This window comes from Clostridium sp. CS1-1 (assembly GCF_056135525.1).
Genome location: NZ_CM148680.1, coordinates 2,594,712 through 2,609,096, shown reverse-complemented (window position 1 = coordinate 2,609,096; position 14,385 = coordinate 2,594,712). Strand labels below are relative to the sequence as shown.

Below are 14,385 nucleotides of genomic sequence, written 5' to 3'. Positions count from 1 at the left end.
AGATATTTTTTGCGAAATTTACAATACAGAACCTATTATTGCTGTCGAAAGTATTGGTTTGTGTAACTATATATTTATGCTTCAGCAGCTTTAAAGGAAAATAAAGAGGTAATTGAATTGCTAAATAGGGGTCTTAAAGACATAAAAATGAATGGTGAATATGACAAAATATATAGTAAGTGGTATGGAGAAACCATACAAGAAAGTAAATTTACCTTAAATAGATACATACGAATTATTAGCTGTGCTCTGTGCTTCGTAATTATAGCAGTTTTTACAATATTTTATTGGAATAGAAGTTTAAAAAAGCTTGTACGTATAAAGACAAAAGAACTTGAAGCTATCAATAAAGAATTAAAAATATTTGATAGATTTAGACAAGTGGACAAATCTATTTCAAGAAACCATGAGGGGAGTGGTATCGGATTATCACTTGTAAAATCCTTAGTGGAATTGCATGGTGGTACAGTTAAAGTAGAAAGCACCTTTGGACATGGAAGTGAGTTTATAATACAGTTGCCTGTTAGAGAGCTAGCGGATAGCTCAGTTGACTATTGTATTAAACATAAAGATAAAAGCAAAGTTGAAATGGAGTTTTCAGATATATATAACTAAAAATAAAGCCTCAATAGTGCATAACCGTACTAATTGAGACTTTGTTCTTAGTTTTATTTCTAATCTTTCTGTTTAATCACAGATCTATTCCAATATTATATTATTGCTATAGATATTTCTTTTTTTGTATATTATAAAGGACAAGACAAATCTCAATGCTACTTCTATACTCATTACTGACCAAATTGCTGTAATAGATAATTTAAATACATAAGCAACCAAAAAAGCAAGAGGTATTCTAACTCCCCAAAGTCCACTTCCTGCAATAATCATTGGGATTTTTGTATAGCCTGCCCCCTTCATTGATCCAGTTATCACTCCTGTTATGTTCTGTGGAATTTCAATTAATCCCATTAAAATAAGATAGATAGCTCCAAGTTTAATTACGTCCATATTATTCGTAAGAAGCGACATTAGATTCCTTGGCAAGAATAAAAGTATAAATACTGCAGGCAGTGTAATCAGGATGGAGCCTTTCAATATCTGCTTATGGTATATCTTTGCAAGTTCCGCGTTTCCTGACCCTAAAGCTTGCCCAACAAATGCTGTTGCTGCAATCCCAAAGCCTGCAGCTGGTGTATATGATATGGCTTCTGCCTGAACACCTAGCTGATATGCAGCAAAGGCAGTGTTTCCATAGGTCAGCATGAATCTTGTCAGAATTACGGTAGCAAGCTGCCAAAAAACAAATTCCATAGAAGATGGCAGACCTACTCGGTAAAGCTCTTTTACCTGAGATATATTGATTTTAAAGAAGTTTATATTTAAATAATCCACAAGTATTCCATCTTTTTTTAAAAGAAGTACAAATCCTAAAAGTGATGCAAGTACCTGCGATAAAACTGTTGCATAAGCAGCTCCCTTTAGCCCCATAGGTGTAAATCCAAACTTCCCAAAAATCAACACATATCCTGCTATAATATTTACCAGATTCATAAATAGTGTCATATTCATGGAGACTGTAGGTTTACGAATACCTTGGAATGCTCCGCCTATTACCTGCATCACAGACATAAAAGGAATACCCACAGCAACAATCCTTATATAATCTGAAGCTTTTATCAGAAGTGTACTATCTGGATGAAAAGCTGACAAAATAGTCTCAGCATTGAAGTACATTATTATTGCTATAAATATTGAAAGTAGTATTGAAGAAATCACGGACTGATGTATTACCTTCTTAAGCTTTACCATGTTATCAGCTCCCAGACTTTGTGATACAAAGACAGTTGTCCCAGTCCCAAGGCCTCTGAATAAAGCCCAAACCATCTGGGTAACTCTTGTACTGATACCTATAGTGCTGATTGAAATTACATCAATCCTGCCTATCATCGCCATTGTAATTAGTGAAGCAGACAATTGTAAGACACTATCTATAGTGATAGGAAATATAAATGATAAAACATGTTTATTAATTATTTTTTTGTCTGGTATTATATTTACGGTTTCCATTACGTATCCTCTTTCTATATATTTTTTACGTATCCACCTTACGAACATTAATTGCCGTAGGAATTAAGTTATGTGGAATTGTCTTCTTTACATAGTAATTATATGCTTGAAATTATATTTAGTCAAAGATTGGCTGTATATGGGGGCCGGAGTTCAGAGTATAGTGTAGATGGTTTACTAAAAACATAACATATTATATAATATATAAAATGTTATGTGAGGTGATGTTATGAAAAAGCTTATAGTAATCATGGTATCTTTATTTATAGCTACATTAACAGCATGCAATAAATCGTCGAATCAAGCAACAGAATCAAAAGCTGTAGATACCCAAAATAAAACAGTAAGTGAATCAAAACAATATACAATAAATGATTTTTTTCCAATGAAGGAAAACATCAGAATGAAATATGCTGGATCGGGAAACGAATATGCATCAAAGGATGTATATGTTGATTATATAAGGGATAACAAAATTCAGTTGCGAATTATAACTGGAGGAACCACAGTAGGGCAGGTAATTGAAAATAAAAATGGAGAGCTAAAAACTCTATACTCAAGGGGAGAATTTTACTATAGAGACGACTTGACAAAGGAAAAGTCAAATATAAATGATATTTTAATTAAAGAGCCAATTGTAAAAGGGAACACATGGACTTTAGCTGATGGAAGCAAAAGAACTATAACAGATGTTGGAGTTCTTATAACTACTCCAGCAGGAAAGTTTAAATCCATAGAAGTCACTACAAAAGGAAAAGACTCCACTACAAGAGATTATTATGGATTAGGAGTTGGACTAATACAAACTGTTTTTCAATCGAGCGGATTAGTTGTTACAACTACTTTAGAGAAATTGGATAAAGATTTAACTGTTACACAGACTGTTAAGTTCTATTATCCTATTGCTCAAAATGGAAAAATCGGAGAAAAGAAAATAGCTCTAAACTTTAAAACTAATAATGAAACGAAAGCGTTTTTTGAAGAAAACTTTAAGAAAGCTCCAAATTCATCTACATCACCTTTAATGACTGCAAATAGCAAGATAAATGAGCTCTATTTAAATGAGGCTGAAAGTAAGGTTTATGTTGATTTCTCAAAAGAATTTGCTTCTGAAACGAATGGAGGCACTTATAAAGAACTGGCAATTCTAACTTCTGTTACGGACACCTTAGGAAACTATTATAACGTAGATAAAGTGTGTATTACAATTGATGGGAAGCCTTATGCTTCAGGTCATATAATAAAGAAGGATGGAGAAGCATTTAAGGTGAATTATGAAAATGTAGTACCGTTGAATTAATTTAGATAGCTTTAAATTCAGGATGAAACATTATTTAATGAAGTAAGTCCTTCCAATGATAGTGATGTTATTTTTAAGGTTATGAATCTAAACTAGGAAGAGCATGCTTAAGGATTAAAATAAGGCAATTATTTTTGCAAAAAAATAATTGCCTTATTTTTTAGTATTCTACTAGAGAATCTAAAGGCACCTCTTGTAGTTTATAAGGTTGGTTAAGAGGATATACATAAGCCATTTTTTTGTCTTCGTTTACGCTTTGGAGGTAAATTGGTGCTCCATCATAAGTTACATTAGCCATATCTGGTGATGAAACGATTTCATTTGCGCGTTCTATATTCATATTAACAATCTCCTTTAATGTTTTTTATCAAGTATATCTTTTACATTAAATTAATGAAATATTCTTTATTACATAAAACTTAAAGACGTGGAGCCTTATATGAAGATAATTGATTATATTAATCTGGTATATTGCTTCTTAAAAATAATACCTGAAAGTTAATCCGTATAGAAATAATTTTGTTACCTTATACTAAATTAAGAAAACTTAATTATTACTTTATAGGGAAGAAGGGATTAAATTGCATAAAAAACCGAAAATAGTACGGTCTATTTTGTTAACACTGATACTAACCGTTATCTCATCTTTACTAGGATTAAATAACGGTGTTCTAGCTGAAGATTCTAGTGGTAGCACTGTAAATCTTGTATTAGATGCGATAAATTACAACGACATACTACCCAAAAACTTCCGAAAGACTACAAATTTAAAAGTCCTAGAAGATAAAAAGGACCTAAATTTAAATTGTGTCACCTTCCGGAAATGGATATATGTATCCAAGTAAATTTAACGGTAATAAATTAAACACATATATTAATACATTAAATGATTATATGGAAAAAGCGCAGGAAAAGTATGCAGCAATTATAGACGATTCAGCTTTTAATAATATTGACCTTTGGGATAAGTTTACTGAAAAATCAAATATCCAAGGATTATTTTATCTTGACTACCACAGGCACGATAACTATCATGGGAAAATTTTATGGTCTAATAATAAACCTTTAGTTTCCTGTAGAGATTTGCTTTGGAGCGGCATTCAAAATGAAGATGAATTAGTAAAGAGAATTAATGATAGAGTGAGCTCAGGACAAACAGATGTTACTAATCCCGAGGCTTATACCTTTGTTTATGTTCATGTTTGGAGTAAAAGTGTTAGTAATGTAGAAGAAGTTGTAAGAAAGTTAGAACAAAACCCTAAAGTAAGAGTAGTTACTCCTGAAATCTTTATGAAATTGATAAAGGATAATGTTAAGCACTAGGATTTTAACATCAATAAACGTAAAGAAGGGACAGCTTAATGGCTATCCCTTAAATTCCCTATCCACTCCCGCGAGTTAAATAAATTTGTTGTCTGTTTTTATTGAGTGTCTTCGTCGCTTTTGTACTCCAAAATATCACCTGGCTGACAATCCAAAGTATTACATATCGCTTCTAATGTTGAAAAACGAACCGCTTTTGCTTTCCTATTTTTCAGAATGAAAAGATTCGCCATAGTAATTCCAACCCTCTCCGAAAGCTCCGTTACGCTCATTTTTCGTTTTGCTAACATCACATCAATATTAATAATAATTGACATATCAGGATTCCTATAAAAATAACAGCTAGCTTTAAAAAGTGTGTCGTAACTTGTTTCATAAAAAGAACCTCACTAATTGAATTTTATCAAAACGTTAATTATTTTCTGGTTTTGTATCTAGAAGATTTTTTAATAGTTTTTCAAGCACGTCCACAATAACTGTGATGATACTTGTTGCTAAAATACCTATTAGACTTAATGCTATAGGACCCGCTGGATCATCCCCTGTGACTTTAGCAATTACCTTTAAGGTTACTATCCCTAACACGAAGAAGATGATGATTGTTAAACCACATTTCTTTATAACATTCAAAGATTTAAGTGATAACTCTGAGGGAGCATTATTTCTTTCGATATAGGTTAATAGTTTAAATACTTGATACAATGCAACAGAAAACGCAATACAGCATCCATACGCATATCCTAAAAAGGGATATAGCGAGTAGTCACCTGGATGTGTTTTTGCATCATTAATGGCTATCACAGGTAACCAAAAGATACACAAAGCAAGTACCGCAATTCCAATCAGAAAAATAATTACCTTTAAGAAAGTGGTTGAACCTTGTTTAACATTCATTTAAAGCACCTCACTAATTTGATGATAAAATGATTTTAACATATTATTTATCGTATTACAATAAATTTATATCGTTTCTCCTTATATTATTATTGTTATTATTATATGCTTTTAATTTTAGAACTCAATAGTAACACAAGATGCCACTTTGTAAATTGAAAAGCAATCTTTGTAACTGACAGGTAAATATTTGTAAACGAAACGCCACTTTTGTATTCGAAATGCATGTTTTGTAAACGAGATGCAACTTTTGTAATCAAAATGCAGTTTGGTTTTTCACATTTATTGAAGTATTATATTAAAAATAAGCATGCTAAATGGAGATCGACTCCCTCTCGATTTTTTTGTAATCGGAAAATCCACCCCTTAATTTCTTGATAGATTAGTGGTTGGCGGCACGTATTTTTATTATTTTTTTAGAAGAGTAGACTTTAACATGATGTCACTGGCGGCAACCGGTGCGCATCCAAGTTTATGCAAAACCTCTTCTCCGTGATAAAAGCTGAATGTTTCGTATGGACTGCGATTATTCAGCTTTTTTCTTTTGTATGAATTAATATGATTCATCATTAGGTTGATATCTTCCTGGGTAAGGTTATTAAAACTTGTTCCTTTCGGAAGTACTCTTCGTATTAGTTCATGATTTACTTCAATAGCTCCTTTTTGATAAGGGCTACCTGCATCACAGTAAAATATATTAGTACGACAAAATGGTGCAGATTCCCGATATTCTATTGCTTTAGGATTTGAGAACTCACTCCCATTATCCGTGAGGATAACAGGAAAAAGTCTACTGAAAGTGTCTTTTGTCAGTCCTTTATCAAGCTGATCAAAAATGTCAGTTACAGACTTTGAGGTGTTTGCATCTCTTAAGAATGCCAACATTAAACTACAATCCACGAAGTGAATGGTCAAGAGGCATTTACCACCTTTGCTACCAATCACAGAATCCATTTGTACCACTGCAGTATCAGGGGTCTTTTCAATAAACGCACAAAAAGCTTCATAATTTCGACCAATGCGACAGCCTTTATCTACTTTGAATTCAGGCTTCTTATAACGCTCACGGAACTTGACTTTTCTTGGAAGATCAATGTTCCTAACATCAAAAAGACACGCATCGATGTAATTATAAATCGTCTTTTCACTACACATAAGTTCGTCCTGATGATTAATGTAAATCTGATTTACAGACTGGCCATTTTGAACAAGTGGCGAAATAATCTTATTCAATCTGGCGATTTCATCTTCAGATATACACAAGCCACTTCGTGATTGTGATATAGATTCATGTGCCTTGATGTGGGCATGCTCTGCATCATACAGATTTTTTAAAAGTGTACATTTACAAATGCTTCCACAACCGTTACAAACATAAGGAACTCTGAAACTGGCAGTGCAAACTTCTTCAATAAATTCTAGACAGTTTGAATTACAAGAAGTACAAAGCTTACAGTAGATAGCCGATTTTCTGGTGCATTCTTTACCACAGACGTTTTTATTTCTACAGTTAATGCGATTCTTACAAGCATTGAATGGAAATCCAGAGTAACCTGTAGCAATTTGGGAACTATACTTTCGGACTTCTCTGGAAATGGTGGTTGGATTTTTTCCCAGCCTGCGGCTAATTTCTTTAAAGGAAAGACTCTCTTTTAAGTATTTTTGCAATTCAAGTCTTTCTTCATAAGTAAAAAATTTAGACATATATATCCTCTGTTCTGCCGTCAACAATCATAGGATATATAAACCAAAACTAATTAGCAAACAAAAAGACTGGTAATTAACCAATCTTTTGTAAGCTAAGATGCAACCACCTAGCGGATAAATATTTATTATTATTAATACAACCTAATTGGTATCGGAAGAGTCGCATTTCGATTTACAATTAAGGAAAAAATAATAGAAGTAAAAGCTACCCAAAGGATTTAATTCACTAAGAAAATAAGGGGGCGATTAACAATTTTTAACTCTTTAGACAGTGAAAGAAAATGGTTAATCAACCCCAGTAACAGTATTATTATCTTACAGGTGACCAATCAAGGCTGTAGAAGCCAAATCCACTTAACACATTGATAGGAACCCGCTTTGTTATATCTATGCTCCAAACTTCAACAGGAGAGTATTCTTCTCTGCAAACTGACAAGTAGACAACTTTTCTACTGTCAGGAGACCAGGTTAATGGTGTAGAATAACAGCTGGAAATGGCAATGGTAGAATCATCTTCACCTTTTGCTCCAGAAAATCTGATTAATGAATAGTATTTTCCATTTGTAAATTGAGTTGAACTATAAGCTATTTTAGTAGAGTCTGGAGACCAGGTTGGATTGTAGTTTTTTGCTTCAGGGCCTCCAGGTATTTTGTATACATTCCCTGTGGCAAGTTCTATTGTATAAATTTCCGATATGCTAGCACCAGGTGTGGTATATAAAACAAACTTGCCATCTGGAGATAGTCTTACATGGTTGTAATTTCCTTCTGTATTATTTGTGATTTTTCTCTCATTGGTTCCATTTATATTGTTTTTGTAAAGCTGACTTATATTTGATTCATCCTTTGCTTCATATAAAAATTCAGTACCATTTGGCAACCATTGAACATAGGAGGTTCCTTGACGATTTATAGTTTGTTCAGTATTATCTAAAACACTATATATTTTGATATCACTGTCTTTAGAATAAACAACTCTTTTACTATCTGGTGACCAATCAATAAATCCTGGTACAGGAATCTGATCAATTTTTGAAACTCTCATTGTTATAACGTCTATGATAGAAATAATGCCTGTATCTCCTACATAAGCAATCTTATTTTGGTCAGGAGACCAAAATATGCGGGACATTTGGCCTGCTTCACTTACTGGCAAAGTACTGAGCTTTCCAGTATTAGGTTCATAAAGTCCCAAATAGGATTGAAGCTCGTCGTTTAATATTACAGCTAAACTTCCTGTGCCTCCAGGAGGTGGATAGGGAATAGCAATTGTCATTCCTGGCATTAAGAAAGTTGTAAGTCCCGGGTTTGCATTTAAAATAAGGTCATACCTTGGTTGCCCCTTTAGAGTAACATTATATCTTGCAGCAATATTATATAGGGTATCCCCAGGTCGCACAATGTAATAAGGTACTCCTTGAGGAATAATTAAAACTTGACCTGGTATCAGGATATATGGTGGGTCAATGCCATTTGCCTGTGATATTATACTCATAGGCAAACCATATATTTGGGATATAAGGAATAGGGAGTCGCCAGGTTTTACAACATAAGTAGTTACACCCGGAGGCATTGATAACTGCTGGCCTATATAAATAGTATATGGGACTGTAAGGTTATTTGCGTTTATAAGAGAAATCAAGGGGATATTCCAGCGCCTAGCTATATTATAAAGCGTGTCGCCTAAGCGAACTGTATAAAATATTTGCATATATTTCTCTCCAAATAATTAATATTCATATATTATGATATGGGCTTTTACAAAAATTGGTGAATTTAAAAAAATTCTATTAATACAATTTTGGTATATCTGATTTTTGTTAGCAATATTATAGAAGTTCTTACTAATTCTATACTTCCTATAAAAATCCCTTAAATAATGGGAACGAAGCGAACACTTGCCTTAGATTTTAACCGAAGTATATGGTATAATACTGTTGGACTGTACAAAGAAAGCTTTTAGTATTCAATAATTTTTAAAATATAACAGAAGAGGAAGATAAAAATATGACAATGGAATTGGAGAAATACTATAATAAGTTTTGTGAGGATAAAAGATTAACAAGAAAATATGGACAAGTTGAATATCTCACTTCTATGAAGTATATTCATAAGTATTTAGAAAATAATAAGAACGCAAAAATCTTAGATGTTGGTGCAGGGACAGGCAGATATTCTGTAGAATTAGCAAATGAAGGATATGATGTTACGGCAGTTGAACTTGTGAAGCACAATCTAGGTATTTTAAAGTCAAAAGGAAGCACAGTAAAAGCATATCAGGGAACGGCATTAGATTTATCAAGATTTTCAGAAAACACTTTTGACATGACCTTGGTGTTTGGACCAATGTATCATTTATATACATTTGAGGATAAAGTAAAAGTGCTTCAAGAGGCAAAAAGGGTAACCAAGCCTGGCGGTGTTATCTTAATAGCATATTGTATGAATGAATATAGTATATTAACCTATGGCTTTAAGGAAAATAATATTCGTGAGTGTATTGATAATGGGAAACTTACTGATGATTTTCATGTTATATCGGAACCAAAGGATTTATATGATTATGTAAGAATTGAAGATATTAATAAATTAAATGAGGAGGCAGAACTGCAGAGGATAAAAATAATTGCAGCGGATGGACCAGCTAATTATATGAGACAAGTTATAAATGATATGGATGAAGATACATTTGAAATTTTTCTTAAGTATCATTTTTCCACCTGTGAAAGACCGGATTTGCTCGGAGCAAGTGGACATACATTAGACATTTTAAGAAAGGAATCAAGTAAAGACGATGGGGCAGAGACAGCAATTGAGCCTAAAGAAGCGGAATTACTTGATTAAAAACTATAAAAATAACAAAGTAATAATAAATCACATGGGCGTAGAAACTTATGTGATTTTTTTATTCATAACTTTTCAAAACTTACAGGCATCAACTACAATAGCAGTATAACTCATCTATCCTAATATTATATTATTATAGATAATTGTAAAATACTGTCTAGTAATAAATTGTGTAATATTCTATAATAAAAGATTATTATGTAATTTAAACTTTTCATTTGAATTACATTAAGGAAAAATGTTTTGGAGAGGATATTAATGAAAAAACGTTCAATAAAATCTGGATTGCCTCCAGGAAGTCTAGTACATATTGGAGAAAAAAAGAGTGAAACAGTTCACATAAGATTGGTTAATTATACTGAAGATTGCTTTGAGGAAAAAGCAATTGATTTAAATGATATAAGTAAGCTGCGCTTAGAAAAGTCTGCTATATATTGGATTAACGTAGAAGGTATTCATGATATCAACACAATTGAAAAGATTGGAAGACATTTTGATATTCACTCCTTGGTAATGGAAGATATTCTAAATACTGAACAGCGTCCAAAGCTAGAGAATTATGATAGATATACTTATATCGTTGCAAAAATGTTATTCTTTGATAATAAATTAGGCAAGTTTATCATTGAACAAGAAAGTTTAATACTGGGTGAAAACTATGTACTCACCTTTAGTGAAAGAAAATCAAAAATATATGATACAATACGTGAAAGAATTAGAAAAGGAGTAGGACGCTTCAGAAAAATGGGTTCAGACTACTTGATTTATACTTTACTTGATGCAATTGTGGATAATTACTTTGTTGTACTAGAAGAATTAAGTGAAAAGATCGAGGATACAGAAGATGAGTTAGTATCAAATCCTTCCAAGGATACATTGAAAACCATTCATAAATTGAAAAGACAAATGTTATATCTGCATAAATCTGTATGGCCCTTGCGGGAGGTAGTCAATCAATTAACACGAAGTGAAACACCATTGATTAAAGAATCTATCAATATATACATAAGGGATTTATATGACCATGTAATTCAAGTAATGGATACAACTGAAACTTTAAGAGATATACTGTCTAGTATGCTCGACACGTATCTTTCTAGTGTAAGTAACAAAATGAATGAAGTAATGAAGGTTTTAACAATTATATCTACTGTTTTTATTCCGTTATCATTTATTGTTGGTTTATACGGAATGAATCTCAAAAGCATGCCAGAATATAATTGGCCATGGATGTATCCAGTATTATGGGTAATCATGATTTCCATCGCAGCCTTAATGCTTACTTACTTTAAAAAGAAAAAGTGGTGGTGATTTTTATTAGCTCCAAAGCTAATATTTTCAAGACTCCAGGGGGTAAATTTCACATATAATTTGTAAAAAGAGTTAAGGCAGTCCTTAACTCTTTAACTTTGCGTATATCGCAATTCATTCAACTATAGATAAATCAACACAAAGCTAGACTTACACCCCGGGATATATTAGCAATTCTTCAGCACCATAAATACTTTTAATTCGTCTAAAGCTCGAATTCGAGAAAAGCTAAGAAGATTTGATAACTCGCTTACGCTCAGACAATCAAATCTTCTAAACTTTTCTCAAATCCTTCGCTAAGACTCATGAAAAAGTATTTAAATGTGCTTCAGAATCACTAATATATCCCTATGTATAAGTCAAGTATGCAGTTGATTTATCTATAATGAATAGGTACAAACTTCTTACCCCGTAAAAATGATTCCACCGCTGCAATAATTGACAATACCATTGAAATATAAAAAGATTCATTTTGACTCCGGAGATAGGCGACTGTAAATTACTACATAATTTTAAAATATTACTTTAAATATATTCTTATTTAAAAGGGTAGATTAACTATATAATACGAAAGTTAATTTTTAGGTCTAAAGAGGTGTGCTATGATTTCAGAAAAGAAGTTAGCAGAAAAGAGATTAACGGAAGCTTACAATAATGCCAAAATTGAATACTTTGATAATAACTCTAAATTTATATTTTTCAGTGACTGTCATAGAGGAGATAGTACACCATCTGATGAATTTGCAAAAAATCAAAATATCTTTTTATTTGCATTAGAATTCTATTTTAATAATGGATATACTTATGTGGAGGTTGGAGATGGAGATGAACTTTGGGAACACTCTAATTTTAAAGAGTTAAGACTAGCACATGATGAGGTGTATGATCAATTAAAAAAGTTCTTTGATTCCGATAGATTGATTATGTTATATGGCAATCACAATATATGCTTAAAAAATAGAGATTTTGTAGAAAAGAATTATTATAGATTCTACGATGATTATAACCAAGAAGAAATAGAATTATTCCCTGGGATTACGATACATGAGGCAGTAGTGTTTAAACATAAAAATACAGGACAGGAAATACTAACTGTTCATGGTCATCAAGGAGATAGAATGAATGACAAATTATGGCGCTTCAATATGCTTACAGTAAGGTATTTCTGGAGGTATCTTCATTCAATAGGGTTTATAAATCCTGCAAGCCCTGTAAAAAGTGCTGAAAAGATTCATAAAATTGAACGTATTTATAGTGGTTGGATTAAAACAAACAAAATTATGATTATCTGTGGACATACGCATAGACCGCATTTTCCTAAAGTCAATGAATTGCCTTACTTCAATGACGGATCATGCGTTCGAGCAAGTGGAATACAAGGTATTGAAATAGTAGATGGAAAAATAATGTTGGTTGAATGGAGGATCAGATATAATCCACCTGGTGATCTTCATATAAAAAGAAAAATATTAAGAGGGCCAGAACCAATCGAAACATTTGATTTAAGAAACCTAGTGAATCGTCATACTCCTTAACAGAGTTTCAGAATACACAGATGACTTTTATAAATTTTATGATAACTATAAAAGAATAGCATTGTTTTTGTAAAAGTATGTAATTTGACATAGAAAGGCGTAATATATAAATACTGGTAGTACTTAATAAAACATAAATGTTAGGGGAGTAAAATGAATAAAAAATCAGGAGCATCAATCTTTTTAATATTCCTTATTTTTGTGATTATAAGCTTTTCCACTGGCTGCAATAAGACTGTTACAGAAACACATTGGATTAGTGTGTGGAATGGAAGTGCGACAGATTTCACACTATTTAAGTTGAACTATAAAGATCAAACTATACGTACAATTGTAACATCAACCTTCGGAGGCTCAAAGGAGCGAATAAAAGTTTCTAATGAACTTGGAACTGAAGCCTTGAACATTGGTGCTGCCAGTTTTGCTGTAGTCAATTCAGAGGGGATTATAAATAACAGTTCAAAAAGGTTACTTACTTTTAATGGTAAATCGAATATAGCAATTGAAACAGGGGCTGTTGTATGGAGTGATCCTTTTGAGTTTGATATAAAAGAGTTAGATAAGATAGCTGTAAGCATCTATCTACCAAATGAAACTAAAAACATAACTGGTGCTTGTGGAGGTGTAGAATCTTATTTTTCACAGAAGGGAAATTTCGTAGAATCTGTTGATACGAAAAAAGATTTTAAACCTATAGGTACAAATGGAGTTCCAAAAGTATCTCCCTTTTTCACATCAATAGAAGTAACCACTTCTGAAAAAAACGGATCAATTATTGCTTTTGGAGATTCAATAACTACTTTTTCATGGCCAGACCATCTTGCTAAAAGATTGAATGAGGCTAACATAAAAAATCTATCTGTAATCAGAGAAGCAATTGGTGGCAACAGAATTTTACATGACAGTGAAAGTAAACTTAAGGGATTGTTTGGACCATCAGGAATTTCAAGATTTGAGAAAGCAATCACAGATCATCAGGGAGTTAAGTACGTAATTGTTCTAGAAGGAGTTAACGACATTATGCATACAGGACCAGGAGGACCAGCTCCAGCTTCTGAGACTGTAAGTAAGGATCAAATAATTGAGGGGCTTGAAAAATACATACAGTTAGCACATAAACATAATGTAAAAATATACGGAGGAACTATTATGCCTTTTGAGGGGTATATGGTATACAGTGATGAGCTTGATGCTAAGCGGAGAGAGGTTAACAATTGGATTAGAACTAGCGGAAAGTTTGATGGAGTAATTGATTTTGATAAAGCTACCTTTGATCCTAGTAATCCTTCAAGGTTGTTACCGCAGTATGATAGTGGAGATCATCTTCATCCAAGTGATGCTGGAGGTAAGGCAATGGCAGAGGCGGTTGACTTGAAGTTTTTTAAATGATACGAAGGTACT

Annotated in this window: 11 protein-coding genes and 2 pseudogenes; 7 read left to right on the top strand and 6 right to left on the bottom strand. The window is 32.5% G+C overall.

Translation table 11 applies throughout. The features are described from left to right. The first annotated feature begins 117 nt into the window (after positions 1-117). Entirely contained in the window at positions 118-615 is a 498-nt protein-coding gene (locus tag AC0N0V_RS12330) for an ATP-binding protein (RefSeq protein ID WP_474458184.1), read from the top strand. 84 nt (positions 616-699) lie between these two features. Here the strand turns inward: AC0N0V_RS12330 and AC0N0V_RS12325 are convergent, their stop codons facing one another. Beyond that, positions 700-2,067 carry an MATE family efflux transporter gene (locus tag AC0N0V_RS12325; protein ID WP_474458182.1) on the bottom strand — a complete coding sequence of 456 codons (1,368 nt, stop codon included), beginning with the start codon at positions 2,065-2,067 and terminating at the stop codon, positions 700-702. Between the two features lie 229 nt (positions 2,068-2,296). Between AC0N0V_RS12325 and AC0N0V_RS12320 the strand changes: the two genes are divergently transcribed. Further along, a complete protein-coding gene (locus AC0N0V_RS12320) occupies positions 2,297-3,367 on the top strand; it encodes a GerMN domain-containing protein (RefSeq protein ID WP_474458181.1) in 1,071 nt (356 codons plus the stop codon). 160 nt (positions 3,368-3,527) lie between these two features. Here AC0N0V_RS12320 and AC0N0V_RS12315 read toward each other — a convergent pair whose 3' ends face one another. Next, positions 3,528-3,707: an H-type small acid-soluble spore protein gene (locus AC0N0V_RS12315; protein WP_474458179.1), complete on the bottom strand. Its 180-nt coding sequence runs from the start codon at positions 3,705-3,707 to the stop codon at positions 3,528-3,530. 464 nt (positions 3,708-4,171) lie between these two features. On the opposite strand from AC0N0V_RS12315, the pseudogene AC0N0V_RS12310 reads away from it, so the two are divergent. After that, a pseudogene (locus AC0N0V_RS12310) lies at positions 4,172-4,690 on the top strand (GxGYxYP domain-containing protein); the annotation flags it as partial. Positions 4,691-4,788: 98 nt separating this feature from the next. Here AC0N0V_RS12310 and AC0N0V_RS12305 read toward each other — a convergent pair. The 4 genes from AC0N0V_RS12305 to AC0N0V_RS12290 form a co-directional block, all read right to left on the bottom strand. Then, complete coding sequence (locus tag AC0N0V_RS12305; protein WP_474458177.1) at positions 4,789-5,007, bottom strand: helix-turn-helix domain-containing protein; 219 nt, start codon at positions 5,005-5,007, stop codon at positions 4,789-4,791. 94 nt (positions 5,008-5,101) lie between these two features. Continuing rightward, entirely contained in the window at positions 5,102-5,584 is a 483-nt protein-coding gene (locus AC0N0V_RS12300) for a DUF2975 domain-containing protein (RefSeq protein WP_474458175.1), read from the bottom strand. A gap of 408 nt (positions 5,585-5,992) precedes the next feature. Next, positions 5,993-7,288: an IS30 family transposase gene (locus AC0N0V_RS12295; protein ID WP_474458173.1), complete on the bottom strand. Its 1,296-nt coding sequence runs from the start codon at positions 7,286-7,288 to the stop codon at positions 5,993-5,995. Positions 7,289-7,601: 313 nt separating this feature from the next. Continuing rightward, on the bottom strand, positions 7,602-9,002 hold the full coding sequence (locus AC0N0V_RS12290; RefSeq protein ID WP_474458172.1) for a LysM peptidoglycan-binding domain-containing protein: 1,401 nt from the start codon (positions 9,000-9,002) through the stop codon (positions 7,602-7,604). Positions 9,003-9,298: 296 nt separating this feature from the next. Here AC0N0V_RS12290 and AC0N0V_RS12285 point away from each other — a divergent pair. The 4 genes and pseudogenes from AC0N0V_RS12285 to AC0N0V_RS12270 all read left to right on the top strand — a co-directional run. Next, positions 9,299-10,072, top strand: a pseudogene (locus AC0N0V_RS12285) (class I SAM-dependent methyltransferase); the annotation flags it as partial. Positions 10,073-10,396: 324 nt separating this feature from the next. Next, positions 10,397-11,449 (top strand): magnesium/cobalt transporter CorA, encoded by a 1,053-nt coding sequence (corA, locus tag AC0N0V_RS12280; protein WP_474458170.1) that lies wholly within the window; start codon positions 10,397-10,399, stop codon positions 11,447-11,449. 602 nt (positions 11,450-12,051) lie between these two features. Then, entirely contained in the window at positions 12,052-12,984 is a 933-nt protein-coding gene (locus AC0N0V_RS12275; RefSeq protein WP_474458168.1) for a metallophosphoesterase, read from the top strand. Positions 12,985-13,137: 153 nt separating this feature from the next. Next, entirely contained in the window at positions 13,138-14,373 is a 1,236-nt protein-coding gene (locus tag AC0N0V_RS12270) for an SGNH/GDSL hydrolase family protein (RefSeq protein ID WP_474458166.1), read from the top strand. Positions 14,374-14,385 lie beyond the last annotated feature (12 nt).

Coding starts and splice junctions, on each gene's coding strand:
- AC0N0V_RS12275 (WP_474458168.1), top strand. CDS start 12,052: ATGATTTCAGAAAAGAAGTTAGCAGAAAAGAGATTAACGGAAGCTTAC.
- AC0N0V_RS12325 (WP_474458182.1), bottom strand. CDS start 2,067: ATGGAAACCGTAAATATAATACCAGACAAAAAAATAATTAATAAACAT.
- AC0N0V_RS12290 (WP_474458172.1), bottom strand. CDS start 9,002: ATGCAAATATTTTATACAGTTCGCTTAGGCGACACGCTTTATAATATA.
- AC0N0V_RS12295 (WP_474458173.1), bottom strand. CDS start 7,288: ATGTCTAAATTTTTTACTTATGAAGAAAGACTTGAATTGCAAAAATAC.
- AC0N0V_RS12305 (WP_474458177.1), bottom strand. CDS start 5,007: ATGTCAATTATTATTAATATTGATGTGATGTTAGCAAAACGAAAAATG.
- AC0N0V_RS12315 (WP_474458179.1), bottom strand. CDS start 3,707: ATGAATATAGAACGCGCAAATGAAATCGTTTCATCACCAGATATGGCT.
- AC0N0V_RS12320 (WP_474458181.1), top strand. CDS start 2,297: ATGAAAAAGCTTATAGTAATCATGGTATCTTTATTTATAGCTACATTA.
- corA (WP_474458170.1), top strand. CDS start 10,397: ATGAAAAAACGTTCAATAAAATCTGGATTGCCTCCAGGAAGTCTAGTA.
- AC0N0V_RS12270 (WP_474458166.1), top strand. CDS start 13,138: ATGAATAAAAAATCAGGAGCATCAATCTTTTTAATATTCCTTATTTTT.
- AC0N0V_RS12300 (WP_474458175.1), bottom strand. CDS start 5,584: ATGAATGTTAAACAAGGTTCAACCACTTTCTTAAAGGTAATTATTTTT.